Source organism: Gallaecimonas mangrovi, assembly GCF_003367375.1.
Classification (GTDB): domain Bacteria; phylum Pseudomonadota; class Gammaproteobacteria; order Enterobacterales; family Gallaecimonadaceae; genus Gallaecimonas; species Gallaecimonas mangrovi.
In genome coordinates, this window is record NZ_CP031416.1 from 3,556,964 (window position 1) to 3,577,545 (window position 20,582).

Below are 20,582 nucleotides of genomic sequence, written 5' to 3' on the forward strand. Positions count from 1 at the left end.
TGGCTTCCTCAATGTCCGTTCTGATATGCCGACGTCACGGCGCTATGGTCAAACACAGTCAATTTTTGTTGCTGGCCAGCACTCACCAACAACACCTCGTCTTTAAAAATGTGGCGTAGCGTCCACCCTTGGACCTTGTCGCCCACCTTCAGCACCTGACCATTAATAATGGCCAGCGCTGGCTGGCTGCCTAATACCGCCGACAGTGTCAACGGTGCTTGCGCCTGGCCGGCACTGCCAACGTGCTCGCCGGGCGGCCGCGTCGGGTCTTTTAAGGTTTGGGCCAGCAGCGGCGCACTAAGCGCCAAGGTAATGAGTGCTGGTGCCCAGGGTATAAACATGGATCTGGATGTTCGCATCGGGATATTGGCTCTGCTTAAAGTCCAGGCTCTGCCAGTAGAATCGCCAAGGCAGTTTCTCGACTTGCTTTAAAAATTCGAGGGTTGGCAAGTAACTGCCTTTAAGGGTTAACACCAAACCATGGCGATAAAGCTGGCCGGCTTTTTGGTCTTTATCTTTGTCTTCGGCCAGGGGTTTGGCCGGTTCGCTTTCCAGCTTCACCAGTTGCAGCTGGCCGGTGCCTGATAACAGCGCCCGCAGCAATGAGGCCATGGCTTCTGGCGGTACCAGAGACTGGGTGCCCTGATGAATTTTCTGCTCCAGTGTCTGCCGCTCATCCTGCAACCGGACGATTTCTTGATGGACGGCGAGGTTCGGGTCGGCCGCCAGCTTGGCATCAACCACCGCCAGCTGCGCATCCAGGTTTTTAAGTTCGGCGCGCTGCTGCGCATTGAGTTTGCTAACGGCAGCATTGCTGGTTAATAACGGTTGCAACCAACTCAGCCCCAGGCCGCCAATCAGCAGCACCCAGCCAGCCGCCATCACCAGTAACTTTTCACGCCTTGCCAATGCCTCAAACCATTCAATGAGCTTCATGGGCTGCTCCGCTGGCAAGGCTAAAGGCCATGTTGCCGTCCTTTTGCTGGTCCATTGCCAAACGGCCAAACTGGCGCCCGGCCAAGGCCGGTTGGCTGGCAAAGCCCTGTAGCCACTGCATAACCAAGGGCGCTTTGAAGGCATGACCGGTCAGGCTAAGCTGCTGCCCTTCAATGCGAATGTCGTTTAACCAAAGCCCATTGACCGTGCTTTCGGCCAAGGCTTGCAGTACCGGTGAAAAGCCGTCTTGCGGTAGCTGATTCAGTTCATCTACCCGAGTCAGCAACGCCTTGGCGTTGTCGCGATCCAAGGCAAGTAAATCGCGCTGCGCTAAAAGGGCTTTGTCTGCCACATGGCCTTTTAACGCGGTTTCTTTAGCCGTGAGTTGTTTTTGTTTTTGCTTTAGCTGCGCCTGTAGCTGCTGTTTTTGGCCCAACACCTGACTTTTTTGCCAATAGCCAAACCCCAGCGCCAAAGCCAACGCCGCCGTCACCAGTGCCCAACTCAACAGTAAGGTGCGGGCGTTAAGGCTTTGCGGCGGCGGTAATAACTCAGCGCTTAGCAGGTTGAGGTTATGCTTCATCGCTACCCCTTGCCGCCGCTAACGCCGCCCAGGGGCTGTCGGGGATCTGTAAATAATCGGCCAGCGATTGGGCCGGTAGGCCAAAGCTTTCGGCCAGCAACGGCGCCAGGGATTCGTCCAATAGCTCGTTTAACGCCAAGATGATTTTTTCCACCGGCGGTTGGCGTAATTGGCTTTCCAAATAATCCATAGCGCGCTGAATATCCAAGGTCAGCCGTTCGGAAAGAAGGTAAGGATCCAGTTCATCCTGCATCAGCCGGTATCCCTGTAACCATCTAGAAAAAAACAACATTCCTTGATGATAGATGGCTAATAGCAAGTCGCCATCGCCATTGAGGCGTAAAAGCAACAAAGGACGACCTGCATCACTGGCCGGAAATAAAAACCGCAGGGTCATTTCTTCATTGGCAAGGGAAACCACTTGTGCAGGAATGGCCTGGCAAACCCCTTTGAGTAGCGCCTTGCTGGCACAAACCACATTGACCCTTTCACGGCCGATGGGCTGTGCCGGCAAGTCGTAGTAATCAAACTGCAAATCATGGGGAGGGATAGGCACCGCATCTTTCAGCGCCCAAAAGAGGCCCTCGGTAATGGGTTCGGTGGGGGGCTTATCGACAGAAAGGCTACTGAGTTCACTGTGTGGCAACACCAGACGCACCTGGTCTTTATCGCCAACAGGCAACGCCGCCAGCACCGCTGGCCACTGGGCCGGTCCCTGGCATTCAAAATGCTGTGCCTGGCCACTTTGCGCAGCCAAACTAATACTTTGCTGATACAGTGCTATCCCCCACTGTTTCGTTGATGCCTTTTTAGAAAACCACTTCATGGCTATCCTATTCTCCCTGTCCAGCGCCGAACCCTGTATCACTCGAGGTGATAACACCCTTGTCCAAATCGCTTAAACAACGCATCACATTGGCAAGCCTATCGAAAAAAAAGGTTTTAGTAACCGTCCAAAGAGACGACTTGCTTGATCCTTTAATTTCGGGCAATAAATGGCGAAAACTCAAATACCCAATAAGCGTAGCAAAAGAACTTTGTTATCATGGTGTTATTAGTTTTGGTGGCCCACACTCCAATCATCTTTTGGCACTCGCTGCCGCCTGCCAGCGCCAGGGCTTAGCCGCCCATGGTTTGGTCAGGGGCCATCAACAACTCACCCCCACGTTGGCACACTGCCAACAGCTTGGAATGGCACTGACTTTTGTCAGCCGCGAGGATTACCGTAAACGCCACGACCCCGCCAGGCTCGGCCAATGGCAGCGCCCTGGCTGGCTGTTACTGCCCGAAGGAGGGTCTTCTCCACAAGCCCTTGATGGTGTTGCAGAATTAGTTAGAGATCTCGATGAGCCTTGGGATCAAATCTGGGTGCCGGTAGGCTCGGGGGGAACATTGGCTGGGCTGGTTTTTGGTGCAAAGGGGCAAGGGGAAATCGTCGGCGTTGCCGCGGTAAAAGACGCCAGCCTGCCAACCAAAATCGATGAACTGCTCAGCACACGCCAGTGCCAGCATCGAAATTACCGCCTGTTAACCGGTTTTGAAGGGCCGGGCTTTGGTAAATTCACACCGCAAATGGCCGCACAAATGCAGCACTTGGCTGCACAATTTGCCCTGCCGATTGAGCCCATCTACACCGGCAAAATGCTGTTGGCATTTTGGCAGCAGTTACAAGCGGGCTTATTGGATGGCAAACGCATTGTGCTGATACACACCGGCGGCTTGCAGGGGTTAGAAGCGCTACGCCAGCAAGGGCGCTGGCCGGTGGCTTAAAGTAAATCCCAGGCACCATGGCCAAATAAGGGCCCGTCACCGCCACTGACACCGAGCCGGTGCAAACAAAGCCGTTCCTGGTTGTCGACAATGCCGCTGGCCAGCACTTCGGTGTTGGTATCCACCGCTTTTTGTACCAACCGCTGCACCCAAAGTTGTTGGTCACTATTACGATGAATATGGCGCACCATGGCGCCATGGAGCTTGAGCATTCGCGGTTTAATTTGCTGCCACTGGGCTTGCTGGGAATGGCTGGCGATGCGGTCCACCATGATGCCAACCCCGATAGCACTCAGCTGCTGCAAAGGCTCTATTAACTTGTTGCCATGCTGCTGAAGCTCATGCTCGGTCACAATCAAGGTTAGCTGCGGCAATAGGTCCCGCACTTCCATTAGCGCCAGTTGCAGCCAACGGTTAAAACCATTTTTTAACAGGGCATCGACACAAAGTCGAAACGCCAAGCGGTGCCCGCGGTTGCGGGCATGGCCCAGGCGCCCCAATAGTTGCTGCAAGCAAAGCCGCATCAAGGGTTCTTCCTGGCCAACCCGGCACGCCATTGGCATAAAGACGCTATCGTCGATTTGCTTACCCTTAGGGTCGTTGATAAGCGCTCTTACCCGTAGATGATTAATGTTGCCATCCAGGCTGTGCACCGGTTCACTGGCCAGCATAATGGCTTTACGAGCAAGCACCTGCTCTAACAAGGTGCGCCAACGCACGCTGCCGGTTTCCAGCTGCGGCATCGATTCAACATCGGCGGTCATGATGGCGTTTTCGCCCTGCAGCTGCGCCGCACGCAGGGCCATTTCGGTTTTATCCAGCAAGCTACTGGCTTCGTCACCGGCCTGATAAAGCGTCCACCCCAGGTGCACCCAATCTTCAGCCGGAAACGGCGAAGGGGTTTGTAAGCGCTGCACGTCACTCAGTAGCCCCAAGGCAAAGGCCTGCCCTTCTTTACTGGGCATTTGCGGCAACAACAGTGCGTATTCGTCTTCATCAACGCGGGCCAGCACCGCGTCCGGCCAAAGGGCGGCTTTGTCGTGCAACAAGCTGACCAATCCCTGCCGCCATTGGCTGAGTGCGTCTGCTTTTACCTTATCTAGGTTACTGAGCTCGAGCAGCATCACACAGCCAATGCGATTGCCCTCCAGCTCTTGTAACCAACTAGCCAAGCGTTGCTCGAAGAACAAACGGTTACCAAGACCACTTTCCTCATCCAGCCAAGCAGCGCTGTGCAACAAGCTGTCTATTTGCTGCTGCTGAGATTCCAGGGTGTGAACGCGGCGCTGCAAGGTTAATAGGGCCTGGCGCACTTCAGGGAAGGTACCGCTGCTGGCAATTTGGTTCTGTTTTACTTCTTTTTCAAAGGCATAGATTTCTTGGCGCTGGCCAAGACAATGGCGTACCAACCGCAGCAGTAGCCACAGTAGCAGTACAAAAGCCAATAGCATCGGCGTCATCGCCGTGAGTACCAGTTGCCACGGCAGCGGGTGGTGGTTGAAGGAAAAACTCAGCAGCCGCTCGTTACTGAGCCGCAATTGCAAACGTTGATATTGGCCACTGCCGGGTGAGTCAGCACGTGTTTCCATCACCGGCTTGCCATCGACATAGAGCACCGCTATATGGATGTCGCTGTCGTTAGTCAGCGCTTCCCACACCGGGCCGGGGGGGAGCTGGGGATAAAGGCTTATCACCCGTGAAAGTTGCCGGGCCTTGGCCAGCATGTGTGCATCGTGCTGTTGGTGCCCAAGGATCTGTACCAGCCAACGCACGCCCACTACCGCTAATACCACGGCTAGCAGCAAGACAACGATAAAAGGAAGACGCTTTTCCATAAGCCATGTCGATTGCTATTTGTTTTTATTTAAACGGATGAATAGACAAAGGCCAAGGCGAAGACCATTTATTTTTAAAGCACTTAGGCACAGCTCGCACTTTGTTGAAGGCCAGTAAGACGTTTTAAAAAGCGGCTTTTACATCACTTGAACCAGACTGAACAACAACATTGTTGAAGGTCAGCCTGGTTGTTAGGCGGCCTTAGATACGCCGAGAAAGGCTGAGCTCTTGAATCATCTTCTCGTCTTGCGCTATCCAGCTGGGAATCGATTGCTGCAATAGCTCAACCCAGGTTTTGACCTTGGCATCAAGGTATTGGCGCGACGGGTAAAGGGCGTGAATGTTCAAATCTTGCAGCCGGTATTCCGGCAACACTCTTACCAATTCGCCCCGCTGCAACATATCCACTGCCGAATACAGCGGTAACGCCGCAATGCCTAAACCGCCAGCGGCGGCTTCAGCAATGGCATCGCCCACGTTCACTTGCAGTGGTGACGGCCCAAGCTCAACGGTTAACTGGCCGTCGGGGCCTTCCATTTCCCAGTTGTCCATCGGCAGCACCGGGCTGACCAAACGCAGGCAGTCATGCTCTTTAAGTTCTTCTGGCGTTTTCGGCTCGCCGCGAAGCTTCAGATATTCAGGGGAAGCACAAAGCACGCTGTAGGTGCGACCAATCACCCGTGAAATCAAGCTAGAGTTGGGCAGTTGGGTACTAAGCACAATGGCGATGTCGTAGCCTTCTTCCAACAAGTCAGGAATACGGTTGGCCAAGGTCAACTCAAAGGTGACCTCGTTGAACATATCGCGGTAATGGTTGATGGCCCGAATAGCGTAATGCTGGCCAACGCCGGTCATGGAATGCAGGCGCAACACGCCCCGGGGGCGGGCATGTGCATCGGAAGCCTCGGCTTCTGCTTCTTCAATAATGGGCAGAATTTGCTGGCAGCGTAATAAATAACGCTGACCTACTTCGGTCAGCGCTAAACGGCGGGTGGAACGGTGTAACAGTCGAGCTTGAAGGTGAGCTTCTAGATTACTCACGGCGCGGGACACACTGGCAGTTGTAGAATCCAGAATGGTCGCTGCCGCTGTGTAACTGCCTGTTTCGGCAACCTGCACGAAAACTCGCATATTGTGCAGTATATCCATCATCTCTCCTATAAAACGGGGTACAGAGACTCAGCCAGCCCGAGGCTCGCGAGGCTCAACAATCACGGTGGCAGTAGTACCTGCAGCCAATACCAGGCCTTTGGGGATCTTATCGATATGTACCCGCACTGGAATGCGCTGCGCCAGACGTACCCAAGTAAAGGTGGGGTTCACATCGGCAACCAGCTCACGACTTTGCGGGTTATCCCGGTCGTAAATCGCTCTGGTAATACTGTCTACGTGTCCTTTGAGCACCTGGCCACTCATCAATTCGATGCGTACCGGTGCCCCAACCTGGATTTTTGGCAATTTATTTTCTTCGAAATAGCCATAAACCCAATAAGAATGCTTGTCGACTACGGCCAACTGCGGCTGACCTGCGGTGGCGTAGTCGCCCTGATGCACATTGAGGTTGGTAACATAACCGTCAACCGGTGCTCTTACCTCAGTGCGTGACAGGTTCCACTTGGCTTCATCCAGCTGCGCCAACGCCTGTTTGTATTCGGCTTTGGCAACATTAGCGGCATTGGACGCGTCGTCCAGGCTTTCACGGGATACCACTTTGCGGTCAAGGGCAATACGACGCTTGGCGTCGGCATCGCGCATGTTCATGGCCGCTTTACGGGCATCAACCAAGGCTTGTGCTTGCTCGACCGCGATCTGATATTTATCGGGGTCAATGCGCATCAGCAGGTCGCCTTTTTTCACTTCCTGGTTATCTTTCACCGGCATTTCTACCACCCGGCCAGACACGTCAGAAGCCACATTAATAATGTTGGCCCTCACCCGCCCGTCGCGGGTCCAGGGAGCGTCCATATAGTGACGCCACAAACTATGGCCCATTGCTATCGCCGCACACAGTATGACTAATGTAACAGCAAAGCTGATAACCGATTTCAGTTTCATAATGCTATCGCCAAAAAATTAATAAATAAGCAGTGCTAGACCGCTGAAAATCAACACAAACAACGACACCCGGAACAGGGAGGCGTGCCATACCAAATCGTAAAGACCCAACCGCGTTATCAACCAATCACAAGCAAAGGTAACAAACAGAGCTGAGATAAAAATCAGCATCAGGGTCGGCACCAGTAACCCTTCCATGGCCGACTCTCTGAACCAATCAATGGCGAACATCTTCGGCTCCTTTCAAACATTTACGTTGGAGGATGGAGTACCTATCCAGCAGCGTGGTGCGAACAAAGTGCAGAAAACTCAAGGTCCGCCTGAGCGAAGAGCGATCAAAATGATCCTGTTCATCCAGGTGGCCATGAATACGCAAAATCATGTCATGTACCTGATCTTGGGCCTGGGTTAACGCCGCCATCGACGGATTGGCAAATAGCGCCGTTAACCGCTCAGACAATTGCCTTAGCTCTGGCCCCCAAGCTTTGGCATCTGCCGCATTCATCTGCTTGAGCTCCTGGCGCCAATTGATCATCGCGTGCCCCACCTCCTGTACGATAAGGCTCCACTGCACCAACTCGGTTTGAATGTCTGGGCGCCGGGCCGACAGCCCATAGGCTTGGCTCAAGACGTCGCGGCAACGGCTTTCGAAACGGCCACTAAGGCCATCTAAGTCATCTTCGCTGACCATCGATAAGGTGTTGCGTAACTCACGTTCCAAAGTCCACCACATCCAGCCACTGGCTGGCGGCAAAATGACACTGGCAATCACCGCTGTCAGTACCGAGCCCAAAAACAGGCCGGTGTAATTACTGATAACGCTAAGCGGGTCATAAACGGCCGGGTTATTGGGAATGGAGCCCATGGTGAACATCACCATCAAGCCCAAACCGATACCCATCCGCGCCGGGTTTAAGGTTAACCAGCCGCCCAGCAAAATGACCGGTAGAGTAGCCATTAGCAGCAGTGGCAAACCGTCTATCATCGGAAAAACATAAACGCTTTCCAGCACCCCGAAAATGCCGCCAAGCAAGGTGCCAATGGCCATTTGCACCGCCATTTTTGAAGGGTTCGGCATCCCGGAGGCCAAACAGCTAATGGCGGCAACGTTGGCCAGCAAATAGGGCCCAGCTTTCCAATCCAGTGCAAACCAAATGGCGCCACCGAGAAAAATAGCCAACGCCACCCGGCCACCGGCAACCAGCGACGCCAGCAAATTGGTTTTTGAAGCAAAGTCGCCAGGCAGGCTTTCACTATGGTGGTGCGGGTTTGCCAGGGCATGGTGCGAGCGCATATACCCCTGCAGGCCGGCACAAAACTGGAACAAAAGCTCGGCAGTGGTATTGAACTCAAGCAACATGGCATGTTCAGAGTACTGCGCCACAAACTGCTGGCGAGCCTCACGAATGCACTGCATCAACTGCGGTAAAAAAGCCTCGAGCTTTTCAGCCATGTCGCCCGCTTCTTTGGCATTCATCGACTGATCCGGCCACGGCGCCAGTTCGGCTTTTACGCTTTCAAGAGCAGGTGCCAGCGCCGCAATGACCATCTCTAGCTCGTGCTCGTGCAGGCGATTAAGCTGGCGGTGCAAGCCGTTAAACCGCGTTAACAGCCCCAGGAAGTCATTATTAAGGTGAATAAGCCGGCGGTTTCGTAACCGGGTATTGGGGTCTTCAACGGCCGAGGCCGAACGCATGTTCTCAAGGCCCACCGCTTGCGCTGCAAACTCAACGTTGATTTTGCGAAGCACCCCGGCGTCTTTGCCGTCTAAATGCGCGATAACAAAACCGGCAAAGCGCCCGAAACGGCTGCCAATGGCGCTGCGTAGCGCCGCATTGGTGCTTTGCGGAAACACCAACACGCTAACCAGGGTAGTGGTGAAAATAGCCAAGCTAATTTCCAGCACCCGCCAGATGGCCTGCATCACCGCCGTTTCCGGGTGAATAGTGGCGGGTAAACCAATCAGGGCTGCGGTATAGCCAGACAACACAAACGCGTAAAAACGCATGTCACGGTAGCGGGAGGCACCGGTTAAACAAAAGCCTATCCACAGCGCCATGGCGCCTAAAAACAGCCAGCGCTGCTGCGCAAATAAGCTCACCAACACCACCATGACCGACAAGCCGATCACGGTACCAACCAACCGCGCCATGCCTTTGGCTATTACCTGCCCCGATTGCGGCTGCATCACCACAAACACGGTGATCATGGCAGTGCTGGGGCGCTGCATTTGTAGCGCCATCGCCAACGACAAGGTTAGGGACGCCGCCAGCACCAGTTTGAACAGATAAATCCAGTTCACGCCATCGGTTCTGGCCCAGGCTGTAAAAGCCTGGCGCCAGTCGTCGAGACTAGGCAGCCACTGGCGAACCTCAGTGGTCATGACGGATTGCTACCTTAGTGGGCTTCATCTGTTTGGCCTGCGGGCTGTCTTTGTCGTCATCCAAGCCGCCACCTAAGGCAACCTGCAAGGCCGCATGGGCCGCCAGGCGAGAGGCAACCAGATGTTCAACCACCAGTTTTTGCGTAAACAGGTTTTGCTCTGTATTAAGCACATCCATATAGGTGCTTAAGCCACCTTGATAAGACTTCAGGGTTAAATCGTAGCTTTGCTGCGCTACCGCAACCGCTTTGGCTGCCAATTGCTGCTGCTTATCAAGGGAATGCAGGCGGATAAGTTGGTCGGAAATGCCCTTAAGCGCCCCAAGCAGGGTTTGCCGGTATTTGGCGACCGCAATGTCATAACCCGCGCTGTAAGACGCCAAGGTGTCACGGCGGGTATCACCGTCTAAAATCGGCAGCGACAACACCGGGCCTGCGGTGTAGGTGAACTTGTCTTTATCAAGAAAATTCAGAATGTTGCCATTCACCGCTGACAGGCCAACGCTGGCCGCCAGGTTAATATTAGGATAAAAGTCGGCCTTGGCGGCATCGATATCCCGCGCATAGGACGCTACCAGCCAACGGCTAGCCACCACGTCGGGCCTGTGGCCAACCAATGCCAGCGGCACCACCGACGGAATGCTCGGTGCCTGGGTTAAATTCATGGCCGGCCGTTTTAACTGCGCCCCGGCCGCCGGGGAAAGTCCGGCCAACACAGCAATGGCATTGCGGCTTAGCGCCAGGCGTTCATTCACATCTTCCAGCGCTTGTTCCATCGCCGGGATCGGCGCCTGGGCCTGGGCTACGTCGAGCTCGGTGCCAAGGCCACCATCCAGCCGCTGCTTAACCAGCGCCAGAATATGTTGCTGCTGCTTGAGCAGCGCCTGTTTCACGTCGCGTTCGGCATAGTCGTAAGAAAAGGCGATGTAAGCCTTCACCATTTGCGATTCCAGGCTTAGCTGCGACGCTTGGCTTTCAGCCACCGTCACCTGGGCACGGTTAAGGGCCGCCTCGGTTTTATTTTTTTCCCGGCCCCAAAAATCCAGCACGTAGGAAAAACCTAAGCCAAGGCTATTGTCCCAAGTATTGGCACCCGTCAGCTCACCCGGGCCATAAAAGTTATCGGTGGCCCACTTGTGCCGTTTGATACTGGCGTCAACGTTCAGTTTTGGGGTGCTGCTCCCGGCGGTAAGGCCAGCAACGGCCATGGCATTGCGAATACGCGCTTGCGCCTCGGCCATGGTTGGGCTGTTTGCCACCGCTTTGCCAACCCAATTATCTAATTGCGGGTCGCCAAGTGCCTTCCACCATTGTTGCTTGGGCCAAGCAGCATCTTTCTGGGCCGTTTTAATCGCATTACCGTATGCCATAGCCTCAGCCGCCTGTGGGTCCGCTTGTGGGCCCAGGCCTTCAGAGCTAATACAGCCAGTCATTGTTACAGACAATGCAAAAACACCACCAAGAGCAAGCCTGCGGCGTGTCGAAGAAAGATCCACGTTTGACAATTCCCAGAGTCGGAAAAATGAGTTTGCGTCATTGAGCGCAAGGGTCGGCTAATTTACAGGCCCTCGGCGGCAAGATGAAGAGAGTAGCAAGCAAGTCACTATTACAGGATAAGCAGTAATGCTTAATTAACCAGCGGACCAAGCTAAAGAAAAATAGAAACTAAATTTAGCAATAACAAAACCTTAAACAAAATAACCGCCGATAACTTACCCGCAAAAGTGACTTATGCTTTGCCGCAATAATCGTACTAATAACGGCAACGAGCTGTTTCTTGCCTGCTATTGATTAAAGCGGTCTTGTAGGACTTTAGCCGGGGAAGATATCCGCATAAGGCTTATCAAAGTGACTGATAAGACGGTCTAAATACCGTAAATTGATGATATTAGGTTTGATCTTTTCAGCCATCGCTAGCTGCTCACGAAAATGCAGCAATTGCTTTTTATTCCGTTGCCAAAAAGCAATGTTGGCATGCACAAAGTCGTTCCAGTCAAGCGCCGACGCCGCTTGCTGTTCGGGACTGATAAGCACCTTGTTTGCGTTAGTAATAGCGGCCTGATAATGACCAGAAAGACCCTGCATTTGCGCTAAGTGCCACACCAAGGAAGATTGGGGATGATGCGTCTTAGCAATATATTGGGCGATAAGCTCAGCGGCCTGTGGGTAACACTTATTTGCCACCAATGGCCGAAAGCCTTGGCCCATCGTTTGATCAAACTGCTGGTAGCTCAGCGTCATATCGGTTGCTAGATGCTGCTGATAGAGTGTCTGGCAGCTATCGGCTAACGCCGGAAACGTAAATAATGCCAACAGGCATAGCATCCTTGTCATCTTTTTTCCTTTCGTTAGTGCGTTATTTTCTTATTAAATCAATACCTTTTGCAAACTACGCCGCTCATTTAACAACGTCTGTGACGTCGCCAGCAAAAGCCAAAGCAGGCATTGATAAGAAAAGCGCATTACCGATGCGCAGCCATAAAAAAGCCCCGCATTGCGGGGCTTTTTTTAACGAGTCCCTTAGAACGGGATATCGTCGTCAAAGTCCATTGACGGCTCGTCGCTACCGTAACCACCTTGCTGCGGTTTGTTCGGGGCGTTGTAATTGCCTTGCTGCGGGCGATTACCACCAGCAAAGTTATTACCCTGGCCTTGGTTGTTATTACCAAAGTTGCCCTGATTGCCGCCCTGGGGAGCGCCACCTTGCTGGCCACCACTAAAGCCGCCTTGCGCTGGCTTTTGCTGGAAGCCGCCACTTTGGCCACCCTGCGGTGCGTTACCGAAGCCACCTTGGCCTGCGCCTTGTTGGCCAGCTTGGCCTTGACCACCGGCAAAACCGCCGCCTTGCTGGGCACCACCGCCAAAACCACCACCTTGTTGGCCGCCTTGGCGGCTGTCGAGCATCTGCATTTCGTTAGCAATGATCTCGGTGGTGTAACGGTCCTGGCCGTCTTGGCCAGTCCATTTGCGGGTTTGCAGGCGCCCTTCCAGGTACACCTTGGAGCCTTTACGCAGGTACTCGCCGGCTATCTCGGCCAAACGGCCGTAGATCACCATGCGGTGCCACTCGGTTAGCTCTTTTTGCTCACCGGTTTGCTTGTCTTTCCAGCTTTCACTGGTGGCGACGGTGAAATTTGCGACGGCATTGCCGTTGGGCATGTAACGTACTTCCGGGTCACCACCCAGGTTGCCGACAATAATGACTTTGTTAATGCCTCGACTGGCCATCTTTGCTCCTGACTAACCTAACCGGCCTCGGCCAGCAAATCGCGGGCCTTGGCTAAATCAAATTCTTGTGTATTAACTTTAAGGTAAATAGCTGATTCGTCAGCCATTACGTTGACTTCCAGCACCCCTGGCAAGGCCGAAAGGCCCGACGCCAACTGCTGCTCGCGGCCAACAATATGGTCGGCGTTGAGGCTAACGGATTTCAGGTTACTGGGGTGGCGCATACCACGGCTCATCCATAACCACAGTAGCACCAGAACGGCGGCCATGAGCAGCACGCCTTGCTTATTGGCATACTCTGCCATGGCACCCGCCAAGCTGCCACCAAAAAAGGCGCCAAGGAACTGAGATGAGGAGTAGATCCCCATTGCGCTGCCTTTGTCACCGGCCGGGGCAATGCGGGCAATCAGTGCCGGCAAGGTGGCTTCAAGGAAGTTGAAGGCCACAAAGAACAGCAGCAGTGCCAAAATCAGGCCCCACAGCCAGTGTTTAAGGAACCAGGCAGAACCCAACGCCGCCAGCATGATCACCAGGGCAATTTGCACCATCTGCCGTGACATGTGCTTTTTCTCGGCAATGATGATCATCGGCACCATACCAAAAAAGGCAATGACCACGATGGGGAAATAAAGCTCCCAATGCCGGTCAGACGGCAGCCCGGCTTTTACCAGCATCGCTGGCATCACCACAAAAATAGACGTCAGCAAAAAATGCAGTAAGAAGATACCGAGATCCAAACGGATAAGCTGCGGATCTTTGAGCATTTTGCCAAGGCGTTTCGGTGCTGGCATGGTGTCGCCTTTCGGGGCGTGACTCACCACTTTTGGCACCGCCAGTTGCACGACACCAATACCGACAATGGCCAGTGCAGCCGTTAACCAAAACAGCCCGGATAGCCCCCAATGGGAAGCCAAGATAGGGCCAACGACCATGGCGATGGCAAAAGAAGTACCGATGGAAACACCGATAATGGCCATCACTTTGGGCCGTTTTTCATCACGACTCAAATCGGCCGCCAAAGCCAAAATGGCTGACGCAATGGCACCGGCGCCCTGCAAGGCGCGGCCAATCACCACGCCAATAACGCTGTCAGAAGACGCGGCAACGGCAGAACCAATAGCAAAGACCAGCAAGCCAATAACGATGATTTTGCGGCGCCCGAACTTGTCGGAAGCCATCCCCATCGGGATTTGTAAAATGGCCTGAGTCAGACCATAGGCACCGATGGCCAAGCCGACCCATAACGGGGAATAACCTTGAAGATGCTTACCATAGAGGGCGAAGACCGGCAGGATCATGAAAAGCCCCAACATCCGCAGGGAAAAGACCGAGGCCAGTGAGAATGCAGCACGATATTCCGTGCTCGTCAGACCTGATTTTGACATAACTAAAACTACGCGGAATTAAGAGAGGGCGTCATCATAGCACAGCCATTGGGCTAAACGGGCGGCTGTGCGATACTTGATCGCTTGTAGTCTGATAAGTGGTTGAAGCAGGACGTTATGGACAAAATATCGGTTCGCGGCGCACGTACCCACAACCTGAAAAACATCAGCCTGGACTTGCCCAGGGATAAACTCATCGTGATCACCGGCTTGTCTGGTTCCGGAAAATCTTCACTGGCTTTTGACACCCTCTATGCCGAGGGCCAGCGGCGGTATGTAGAGTCGCTCTCAGCCTATGCCCGCCAATTTCTGTCATTGATGGAAAAACCAGATGTAGACCATATTGAAGGCCTGTCCCCGGCCATTTCCATTGAGCAAAAGTCCACCTCCCACAACCCCCGTTCCACCGTGGGTACCATTACCGAGATCCACGATTATTTACGGTTGTTGTTTGCCCGGGTAGGTGAACCACGCTGCCCAACACACCATGTACCGCTGGCTGCGCAAACCGTCAGCCAGATGGTCGATAAAGTGCTGGCCGAACCGGTAGACAGCAAGCTGATGCTACTGGCGCCGGTAATAAAAGACCGCAAGGGTGAACACGTTAAGCTGCTGGGTAACTTGGCCGCCCAGGGTTACATTCGCGCCGTCATTGACGGTGAAGTGTGCGACCTTTCCGATCCACCGGCGCTGGAGCTACAAAAGAAACACACCATTGAAGTGGTGGTAGACCGTTTCAAAGTGCGCGACGACCTGCAGCAACGCCTGGCCGAAAGTTTTGAAACCGCACTGGCGCTGACCGGCGGCACCGCCCGTGTGGTGAGCATGGACGACGACAGCGTCGACTTGGTGTTCTCCTCCAATTTTGCCTGCCCCCATTGCGGCTACTCGATGACCGAGCTCGAACCGCGGCTTTTTTCCTTTAATAACCCGGCCGGTGCCTGCCCCAGCTGTGACGGCTTAGGGGTACGCCAGTTCTTTGATGAGAACAAGGTCATTGTTAACGGCGAAATTTCCCTGGCCGGCGGCGCTATCCGCGGTTGGGACAAACGTAACTTCTACTACTACCAGATGCTCAAATCGCTTTCCGAGCAGTTTGAGTTCCCGCTGGACGAACCCTTCGACAGTCTGCCGAAAAAGGCACAAGACATTGTTTTGTACGGTTCTGGCAACAAAGAAGTGGCCTTTAAATACGTTAACGACCGCGGCGATATTGTGACTCGCAAGCATGCCTTTGAGGGGGTGATCCCCAACATGGAGCGGCGTTACAAGGAAACCGACTCCAACACCGTGCGGGAAGAATTGGCAAAATATTTGGCCAACCAACCCTGCCCCAGCTGCCATGGCACGCGGCTGCGCGAAGAAGCCCGTAACGTGTTTGTGGCCAATAAAAACCTGCCGGAAGTGTCTGAATTTAGCATTGGCGATTGCCTGGGCTTTTTTAACGAGTTAGCACTGGCAGGCCAAAAGGCGCAGATCGCCGAAAAAATCCTCAAAGAAATTCGTGACCGCCTGCACTTCCTGGTGAACGTTGGCCTTAACTACCTGACCTTGTCACGCAGCGCCGACACCCTTTCCGGCGGGGAAGCGCAGCGTATTCGCCTGGCTTCACAAATTGGCGCAGGCCTGGTGGGCGTTATGTACGTGCTGGACGAGCCCAGCATTGGCCTGCACCAGCGCGACAACGAACGGCTACTCGATACCTTGGTGCACCTGCGTAACCTCGGCAACACCGTGTTGGTGGTAGAGCACGATGAAGACGCCATTCGCGCTGCTGACTATGTAGTGGACATTGGCCCTGGCGCCGGCGTACACGGTGGTGAAGTGATCGCCGCCGGCACCCCAGCAGAAGTGGCGGCTAACAAGGACTCACTAACCGGCCAATACCTTAGCGGTGAGAAAAAAATTGCGGTTCCCACTAAGCGCCAAACGCCGGAAAAAGGCTGGATAGAACTCAAAGGGGCCAGCGGTAACAACCTCAAAGAAGTGGATTTAAAGGTGCCGTTGGGGCTGCTGACCTGTATCACCGGTGTATCGGGTTCCGGTAAGTCCACCCTGATTAACGACACCTTGTTCCGGTTAGCCCATCGCCAGCTCAATAAAGGCGAAGGTGAAGAGCCGGCACCCTATAAAGAACTGATTGGCCTCGACCTGTGCGACAAGGTAGTGGATATCGACCAAAGCCCCATCGGCCGCACGCCACGTTCAAACCCTGCAACCTACACCGGTATTTTTACCCCGGTGCGTGAACTCTTTGCTGGCACTCAAGAGGCCCGTGCCCGCGGCTACCAGCCAGGGCGCTTTAGTTTCAACGTTAAGGGTGGCCGCTGCGAAGCCTGCCAGGGTGACGGGGTTATTAAAGTCGAGATGCACTTCCTACCAGACGTCTATGTACCTTGTGATGTCTGCAAGGGGAAACGCTATAACCGCGAAACCCTGGAAGTGACTTACAAGGGCAAAAACATTCACCAGGTGCTGGAAATGACCATCGAGGAAGCCCGCGAGTTCTTCGACCCCATTCCGGCGGTGGCGCGCAAACTGCAAACCTTGATGGATGTGGGGCTTTCCTATATTCGTCTTGGCCAAAGCGCTACGACCCTGTCAGGCGGTGAAGCACAAAGGGTGAAACTGGCCAGAGAATTGTCCAAACGCGACACCGGCCAAACCCTTTACATTCTTGATGAACCGACCACAGGCCTGCACTTTGCCGACATCCAGCTGCTATTGGATGTGCTGCATCGCTTACGCGACCACGGCAACACCATTGTGGTTATCGAGCACAATCTGGATGTGATCAAAACCGCAGATTGGATAGTGGATTTAGGCCCAGAAGGCGGCAGCGGTGGTGGCCAAATTCTCACTGCTGGCACCCCGGAGGCCGTGGCAGAGCACCCTTCCAGCCATACGGCACGGTTTTTAAAACCTATGTTGTAAGAAAAAGGCGCCGACGGCGCCTTTTTCTTAGTTATTGACAACTATGCAAAAAACACGCTTTCTGGAACTGACGTTCATCCACAGCAGAGGCGTTTATGACCAGATACCTGTCCGCAGCAAGCCTGGCAATCATAGCTACCCTGGCTTGTCTGTTTTTTATGACACAACTGATACGTCAACACGGCGACAGATGGGCTTCACCGGCCCCCCAATCCCAAGTGCAAGTGACAGCGGCGACACTGCCACCACCAAAGCCCCCCCAAGCCAAGCCCGGGCCTCAACTGCCCAAACCCAAGGCAATAGCGGTGCCAGGTATTGAAACCCTAGCACCAAGCCGTCCCAGCGCCGTTACCCCGGTAATGAGCGGCGATCCACAGCTGCTTACAGCGCAGTTAACGCCACCCCAACCTACCCTTGCCAAACCCACGTTCAACGGCAGCCAGGATGGCGAAGCCACACCCATGCTGCGCATGGAGCCGCGTTACCCACCCGCCGCGGCTCGCGATGGTAAAGAAGGCTGGGTGAAGTTACGTTTTTCTATTAATACCGCAGGCCTAGTAGATGACATCCATGTTGTTGATGCCTATCCGCGGCATCTCTTTGACCGCGCTGCCATCGAAGCCTTACGCAAGTGGCGCTATAAACCGCAAATAAAGGCGGGCAAACCAGCACCGTTAACTAACCAAGAAGTGGTGTTGGATTTTAAATTAAATCAGCCCGCATAACGCCCTGCGGCGCAGTACAAGGCTGCGCCGCCACACATTTCGATTTGCCAGAGCAGACGCAAGAAATTAAAGTTAGCGCCTACCGTGAGTCGCTAGTGGCTTTGTAGACAACGCGCCGCACCGAAATTAAGACCGTGTGGCGGCGGGGTGATTTTCTTAATTTTACGCATCATTTTGATTAAATAATCAACATGATGTGATACTTTGCATTGCATATTTTTGCAGCGTACATGCGATTAAGAGACTCCCAGTGGTGAGCCCCTAGTCATAAGGTTGCCTGAGAGTAGACAATGAGAAGCGCCCTTCTAATTCCCGCGGCATTAGCCGTAATGTCCCTGCCAAGCTGGGCTGACAATTACTACACCGAATTGAATGTCGGCCATGACAGTTATAACGGCAGTAGTAATGAAGAAACCTGGCAATACGGTGTTACCCAGTATTTTCAAGCCGTCTCTACCGATAACGGCCCTTACGCCCTCAATGGTTTTTTAAGCCGCACCGGTTACGTCAGTTTTAACGTCGATAAAAGCGATGCCTTAGATGTTTATAAGGGCAGCTCGCGGCTAGTTAACTCCGATAACTGGGTAGTGGGTATCGGCGCCGAGGAAGACCGGCCCGATGACGAAACGCACTCCCGTAGTTATTACTTGGAAGGCGGCCGTTACCTTGATGACAGCACCCTACTGACCGGTTATTACCACCGTTTAAACGGTGGCCCCGTCAGCGCCGATACCTTTGGTATTACCTTTAGCCGTTACTTGTCTGCCGGTACCAGTGGTCTTTGGGTGACCAGTGATATCAGCCGCATCAACGGTAGCGGCGGTTATGACGCTTTCGTCGCCAAAGGGGAAGCCGCCTTTTTCTTCACTAATAGCTGGTCGGTTGGTGCCGGTATGACCTTTGTGGATACCGACGACCGCGAGATGGTCGAGCTGGTCAAAGGCATTGATAAAACGCAGTATGAAGTGGGTACTAGCTATTGGTTTGCGCCCCAAGCTAAGGTCAGTTTCACCAGTTCCATTAGCGACGGTGAAGGTGCCGCCTGGCACATTAAAATAGGTTATCGCTTCTAGCTTCTAATAAAAAAGCCGCCATTAGGCGGCTTTTTTATTGGCGACAATACGCTTTTAGAAACGATAAGCGCCTTTAACCATCCAGCCCATGCCGTTATCACCACGGGTTTTGTTTACCCCAACTGAAACATTGGCGCGGGGGTTAAACCAGTAACTGGCATTGGCATAGTAAGTGGTGTCGTGATGGCCTTGCACCACGTAAGCCACCTGGTCATTACTGGCGTTGATGTAATCCATACCGAGACCTGCTGACAACTGCTTATTAAAGAAGTAGTCGCCGCTAATATCCCAAGCAAAAACATCCGTGGCATGGTCAACATTACTGTTGCTTAAATCGGTTTTAAGCAACAGCCCGCTGTCGGCCACCAACGGCATGTAGGATTTTACCCGAGCGCCCCAGGTGTTGGCGTCATTACGACCCCAATCTAAGCCTTTATAGTAAAGGCTCACCAGCGAACTTTGGTTCACATAACCGCCCAGCGCCACACTGTACTGATCGGCATCTTCGCCGTGATCAAAGTCCAGGCCTTTGTATTGAACATCCAGCACCATGTCAGTACTGGTTACCAAACGCCCGCCCAGCAGGTATTGGTCGAGGTTGTCATTAAAGGCCATGCCACCTTGCAGGTAGCTAGCGTGGCTTAAAAAGCTATTCAGCTCATAAGGACCGTTGTCGGTATCAACCGGCATCAGGAAAACCTTGGCACCCAGGCCCCATACATCAGCATTGGAGGCGTCGGTGTGGTCAGAATAACCGGCGGAAACTTCAGACTGATAGGTATCAGCCATAACAGGGGCAGCCACAGCGGCTGCGCAAAGTGTCAAAGGGAAAAGCAACTTTTTCATGTGCATACTCCTTAATGGCAAAGCAGCGCACACAAAATAGTGTGCTTTTCGTAATCTCTCAGCTCTAACGGCACGTCAGTTTAGGGTTTTGTCATAAAAAACCAAAAACATAACAAAAGTTAATAAAACACAAACAAAGAAAGCCCAAGATACTGTAATTACGCTACTTTTTATGTTTTCTTCAGCTGGAGTGTGTTTTACCAGCTTTAGCCGCTGTTATAAATGTTTCTCCAACTGCTGGCGAATATCAGCCGGTAAAGGCACAGAGCTTTTTGCCTTATGGTCGAAATGCACCATGGTTGTTTCTCCTTCTACGCAAAGCTGCCCATCCTGATAAGCCTGCTGTAATAAACGAAACGAGCTGTTGCCGATATAGCTAATGCGGGTGCGAATGGTCACTTCTTTGCCATAAAAGAGTTCGGCTTTAAATTGAATTTGATAGCCCGCGACGATGAGCCGCCATTTATGGACATCAAGGTCGGGGGTAAAAAAACGAAACACCGGCTCGCGGCCAATTTCAAACCAAGCCGCCGGCACGGTGTTATTAATATGCCCCAGGGCATCGGTTTCCTGAAAGCGGGGCATTAAGGTCATTTCAAACATGAACTGCTCCTTGGTACAACATGGCACCAGCATAAAGCCTTAGTGCTCTTCGATGCCACGCGGGTGAACCCATTAAGCCACAGCACTCTGTTTACGTCGCGACGCGTCTGCGCTCCCGCTGTCGATGAGGCCGGGCGTTTAACGTACAACACGCCGGGTTCTAATAACGGGCCGAACAGCGCTGTGAATTGGCCACCTTAGCTGGCACAGCCCACCCTCTGAAATA

19 protein-coding genes are annotated in these 20,582 nt (G+C 53.4%); 4 read left to right on the plus strand and 15 right to left on the minus strand.

Translation table 11 applies throughout. The features are described from left to right. Nucleotides 1-8: 8 nt before the first annotated feature. From DW350_RS16880 to DW350_RS16895, 4 genes are read right to left on the minus strand one after another with little or no spacing between them, the layout of a single operon-like run. Complete coding sequence (locus tag DW350_RS16880) at nt 9-341, minus strand: SctD/MshK family protein (RefSeq protein ID WP_152033001.1); 333 nt, start codon at nt 339-341, stop codon at nt 9-11. Next, nucleotides 298-936, minus strand: coding sequence for a hypothetical protein (locus DW350_RS16885; protein ID WP_115720062.1), 639 nt, complete (start codon nt 934-936; stop codon nt 298-300). Before DW350_RS16885 ends, DW350_RS16880 begins: the two co-directional genes overlap by 44 nt. Continuing rightward, complete coding sequence (locus DW350_RS16890; protein ID WP_115720063.1) at nt 923-1,519, minus strand: PilN domain-containing protein; 597 nt, start codon at nt 1,517-1,519, stop codon at nt 923-925. The genes DW350_RS16885 and DW350_RS16890 overlap by 14 nt, the downstream gene beginning before the upstream one ends. Then, nucleotides 1,509-2,345 carry a hypothetical protein gene (locus tag DW350_RS16895; protein ID WP_115720064.1) on the minus strand — a complete coding sequence of 279 codons (837 nt, stop codon included), beginning with the start codon at nt 2,343-2,345 and terminating at the stop codon, nt 1,509-1,511. The genes DW350_RS16890 and DW350_RS16895 overlap by 11 nt, the downstream gene beginning before the upstream one ends. 140 nt (nt 2,346-2,485) lie before the next feature. On the opposite strand from DW350_RS16895, the gene DW350_RS16900 reads away from it, so the two are divergent. Then, nucleotides 2,486-3,289, plus strand: a complete 804-nt coding sequence (locus DW350_RS16900) for a 1-aminocyclopropane-1-carboxylate deaminase/D-cysteine desulfhydrase (RefSeq protein WP_264296811.1) — start codon at nt 2,486-2,488, stop codon at nt 3,287-3,289. Here DW350_RS16900 and DW350_RS16905 read toward each other — a convergent pair. The 9 genes from DW350_RS16905 to DW350_RS16945 all read right to left on the minus strand — a co-directional run bounded on the left by DW350_RS16905 (nt 3,286) and on the right by DW350_RS16945 (nt 14,088). Beyond that, entirely contained in the window at nt 3,286-5,124 is a 1,839-nt protein-coding gene (locus DW350_RS16905) for an EAL domain-containing protein (RefSeq protein WP_115720066.1), read from the minus strand. The two genes, DW350_RS16900 and DW350_RS16905, sit on opposite strands and share 4 nt — an antisense overlap. Nucleotides 5,125-5,326: 202 nt before the next feature. Beyond that, nucleotides 5,327-6,274, minus strand: coding sequence for a LysR family transcriptional regulator (locus DW350_RS16910; RefSeq protein WP_115720067.1), 948 nt, complete (start codon nt 6,272-6,274; stop codon nt 5,327-5,329). Nucleotides 6,275-6,304: 30 nt separating this feature from the next. Then, nucleotides 6,305-7,180, minus strand: a complete 876-nt coding sequence (locus tag DW350_RS16915) for an efflux RND transporter periplasmic adaptor subunit (protein ID WP_115720068.1) — start codon at nt 7,178-7,180, stop codon at nt 6,305-6,307. A gap of 18 nt (nt 7,181-7,198) precedes the next feature. Then, complete coding sequence (locus tag DW350_RS16920; protein ID WP_226911344.1) at nt 7,199-7,411, minus strand: DUF1656 domain-containing protein; 213 nt, start codon at nt 7,409-7,411, stop codon at nt 7,199-7,201. Then, nucleotides 7,398-9,563, minus strand: a complete 2,166-nt coding sequence (locus DW350_RS16925) for an FUSC family protein (RefSeq protein ID WP_115720069.1) — start codon at nt 9,561-9,563, stop codon at nt 7,398-7,400. Before DW350_RS16925 ends, DW350_RS16920 begins: the two co-directional genes overlap by 14 nt. Then, nucleotides 9,553-10,995 carry an efflux transporter outer membrane subunit gene (locus tag DW350_RS16930; protein WP_115720070.1) on the minus strand — a complete coding sequence of 481 codons (1,443 nt, stop codon included), beginning with the start codon at nt 10,993-10,995 and terminating at the stop codon, nt 9,553-9,555. The genes DW350_RS16925 and DW350_RS16930 overlap by 11 nt, the downstream gene beginning before the upstream one ends. A gap of 379 nt (nt 10,996-11,374) precedes the next feature. Continuing rightward, on the minus strand, nt 11,375-11,896 hold the full coding sequence (locus tag DW350_RS16935; RefSeq protein WP_152033002.1) for a hypothetical protein: 522 nt from the start codon (nt 11,894-11,896) through the stop codon (nt 11,375-11,377). Nucleotides 11,897-12,082: 186 nt separating this feature from the next. Beyond that, nucleotides 12,083-12,790 carry a single-stranded DNA-binding protein gene (gene ssb, locus DW350_RS16940; protein ID WP_115720072.1) on the minus strand — a complete coding sequence of 236 codons (708 nt, stop codon included), beginning with the start codon at nt 12,788-12,790 and terminating at the stop codon, nt 12,083-12,085. 17 nt (nt 12,791-12,807) lie between these two features. Beyond that, nucleotides 12,808-14,088 carry an MFS transporter gene (locus DW350_RS16945; RefSeq protein WP_336406958.1) on the minus strand — a complete coding sequence of 427 codons (1,281 nt, stop codon included), beginning with the start codon at nt 14,086-14,088 and terminating at the stop codon, nt 12,808-12,810. Between the two features lie 204 nt (nt 14,089-14,292). Here DW350_RS16945 and uvrA point away from each other — a divergent pair, with 204 nt between their 5' ends. The 3 genes from uvrA (at nt 14,293) to DW350_RS16960 (ending at nt 18,907) form a co-directional block, all read left to right on the plus strand. After that, nucleotides 14,293-17,109 (plus strand): excinuclease ABC subunit UvrA, encoded by a 2,817-nt coding sequence (gene uvrA, locus DW350_RS16950; protein ID WP_115720074.1) that lies wholly within the window; start codon nt 14,293-14,295, stop codon nt 17,107-17,109. Between the two features lie 95 nt (nt 17,110-17,204). Continuing rightward, nucleotides 17,205-17,834, plus strand: a complete 630-nt coding sequence (locus DW350_RS16955; protein WP_226911345.1) for an energy transducer TonB — start codon at nt 17,205-17,207, stop codon at nt 17,832-17,834. A gap of 290 nt (nt 17,835-18,124) precedes the next feature. After that, nucleotides 18,125-18,907 (plus strand): hypothetical protein, encoded by a 783-nt coding sequence (locus DW350_RS16960; RefSeq protein ID WP_152033003.1) that lies wholly within the window; start codon nt 18,125-18,127, stop codon nt 18,905-18,907. Nucleotides 18,908-18,961: 54 nt separating this feature from the next. On the opposite strand, the gene DW350_RS16965 is transcribed toward DW350_RS16960, so the two are convergent. Together DW350_RS16965 and DW350_RS16970 are read right to left on the minus strand one after the other, a co-directional pair. Beyond that, nucleotides 18,962-19,753 (minus strand): putative porin, encoded by a 792-nt coding sequence (locus DW350_RS16965; RefSeq protein ID WP_192954722.1) that lies wholly within the window; start codon nt 19,751-19,753, stop codon nt 18,962-18,964. Nucleotides 19,754-19,969: 216 nt separating this feature from the next. After that, nucleotides 19,970-20,356 carry an acyl-CoA thioesterase gene (locus tag DW350_RS16970; protein ID WP_115720077.1) on the minus strand — a complete coding sequence of 129 codons (387 nt, stop codon included), beginning with the start codon at nt 20,354-20,356 and terminating at the stop codon, nt 19,970-19,972. Nucleotides 20,357-20,582: the final 226 nt, after the last annotated feature.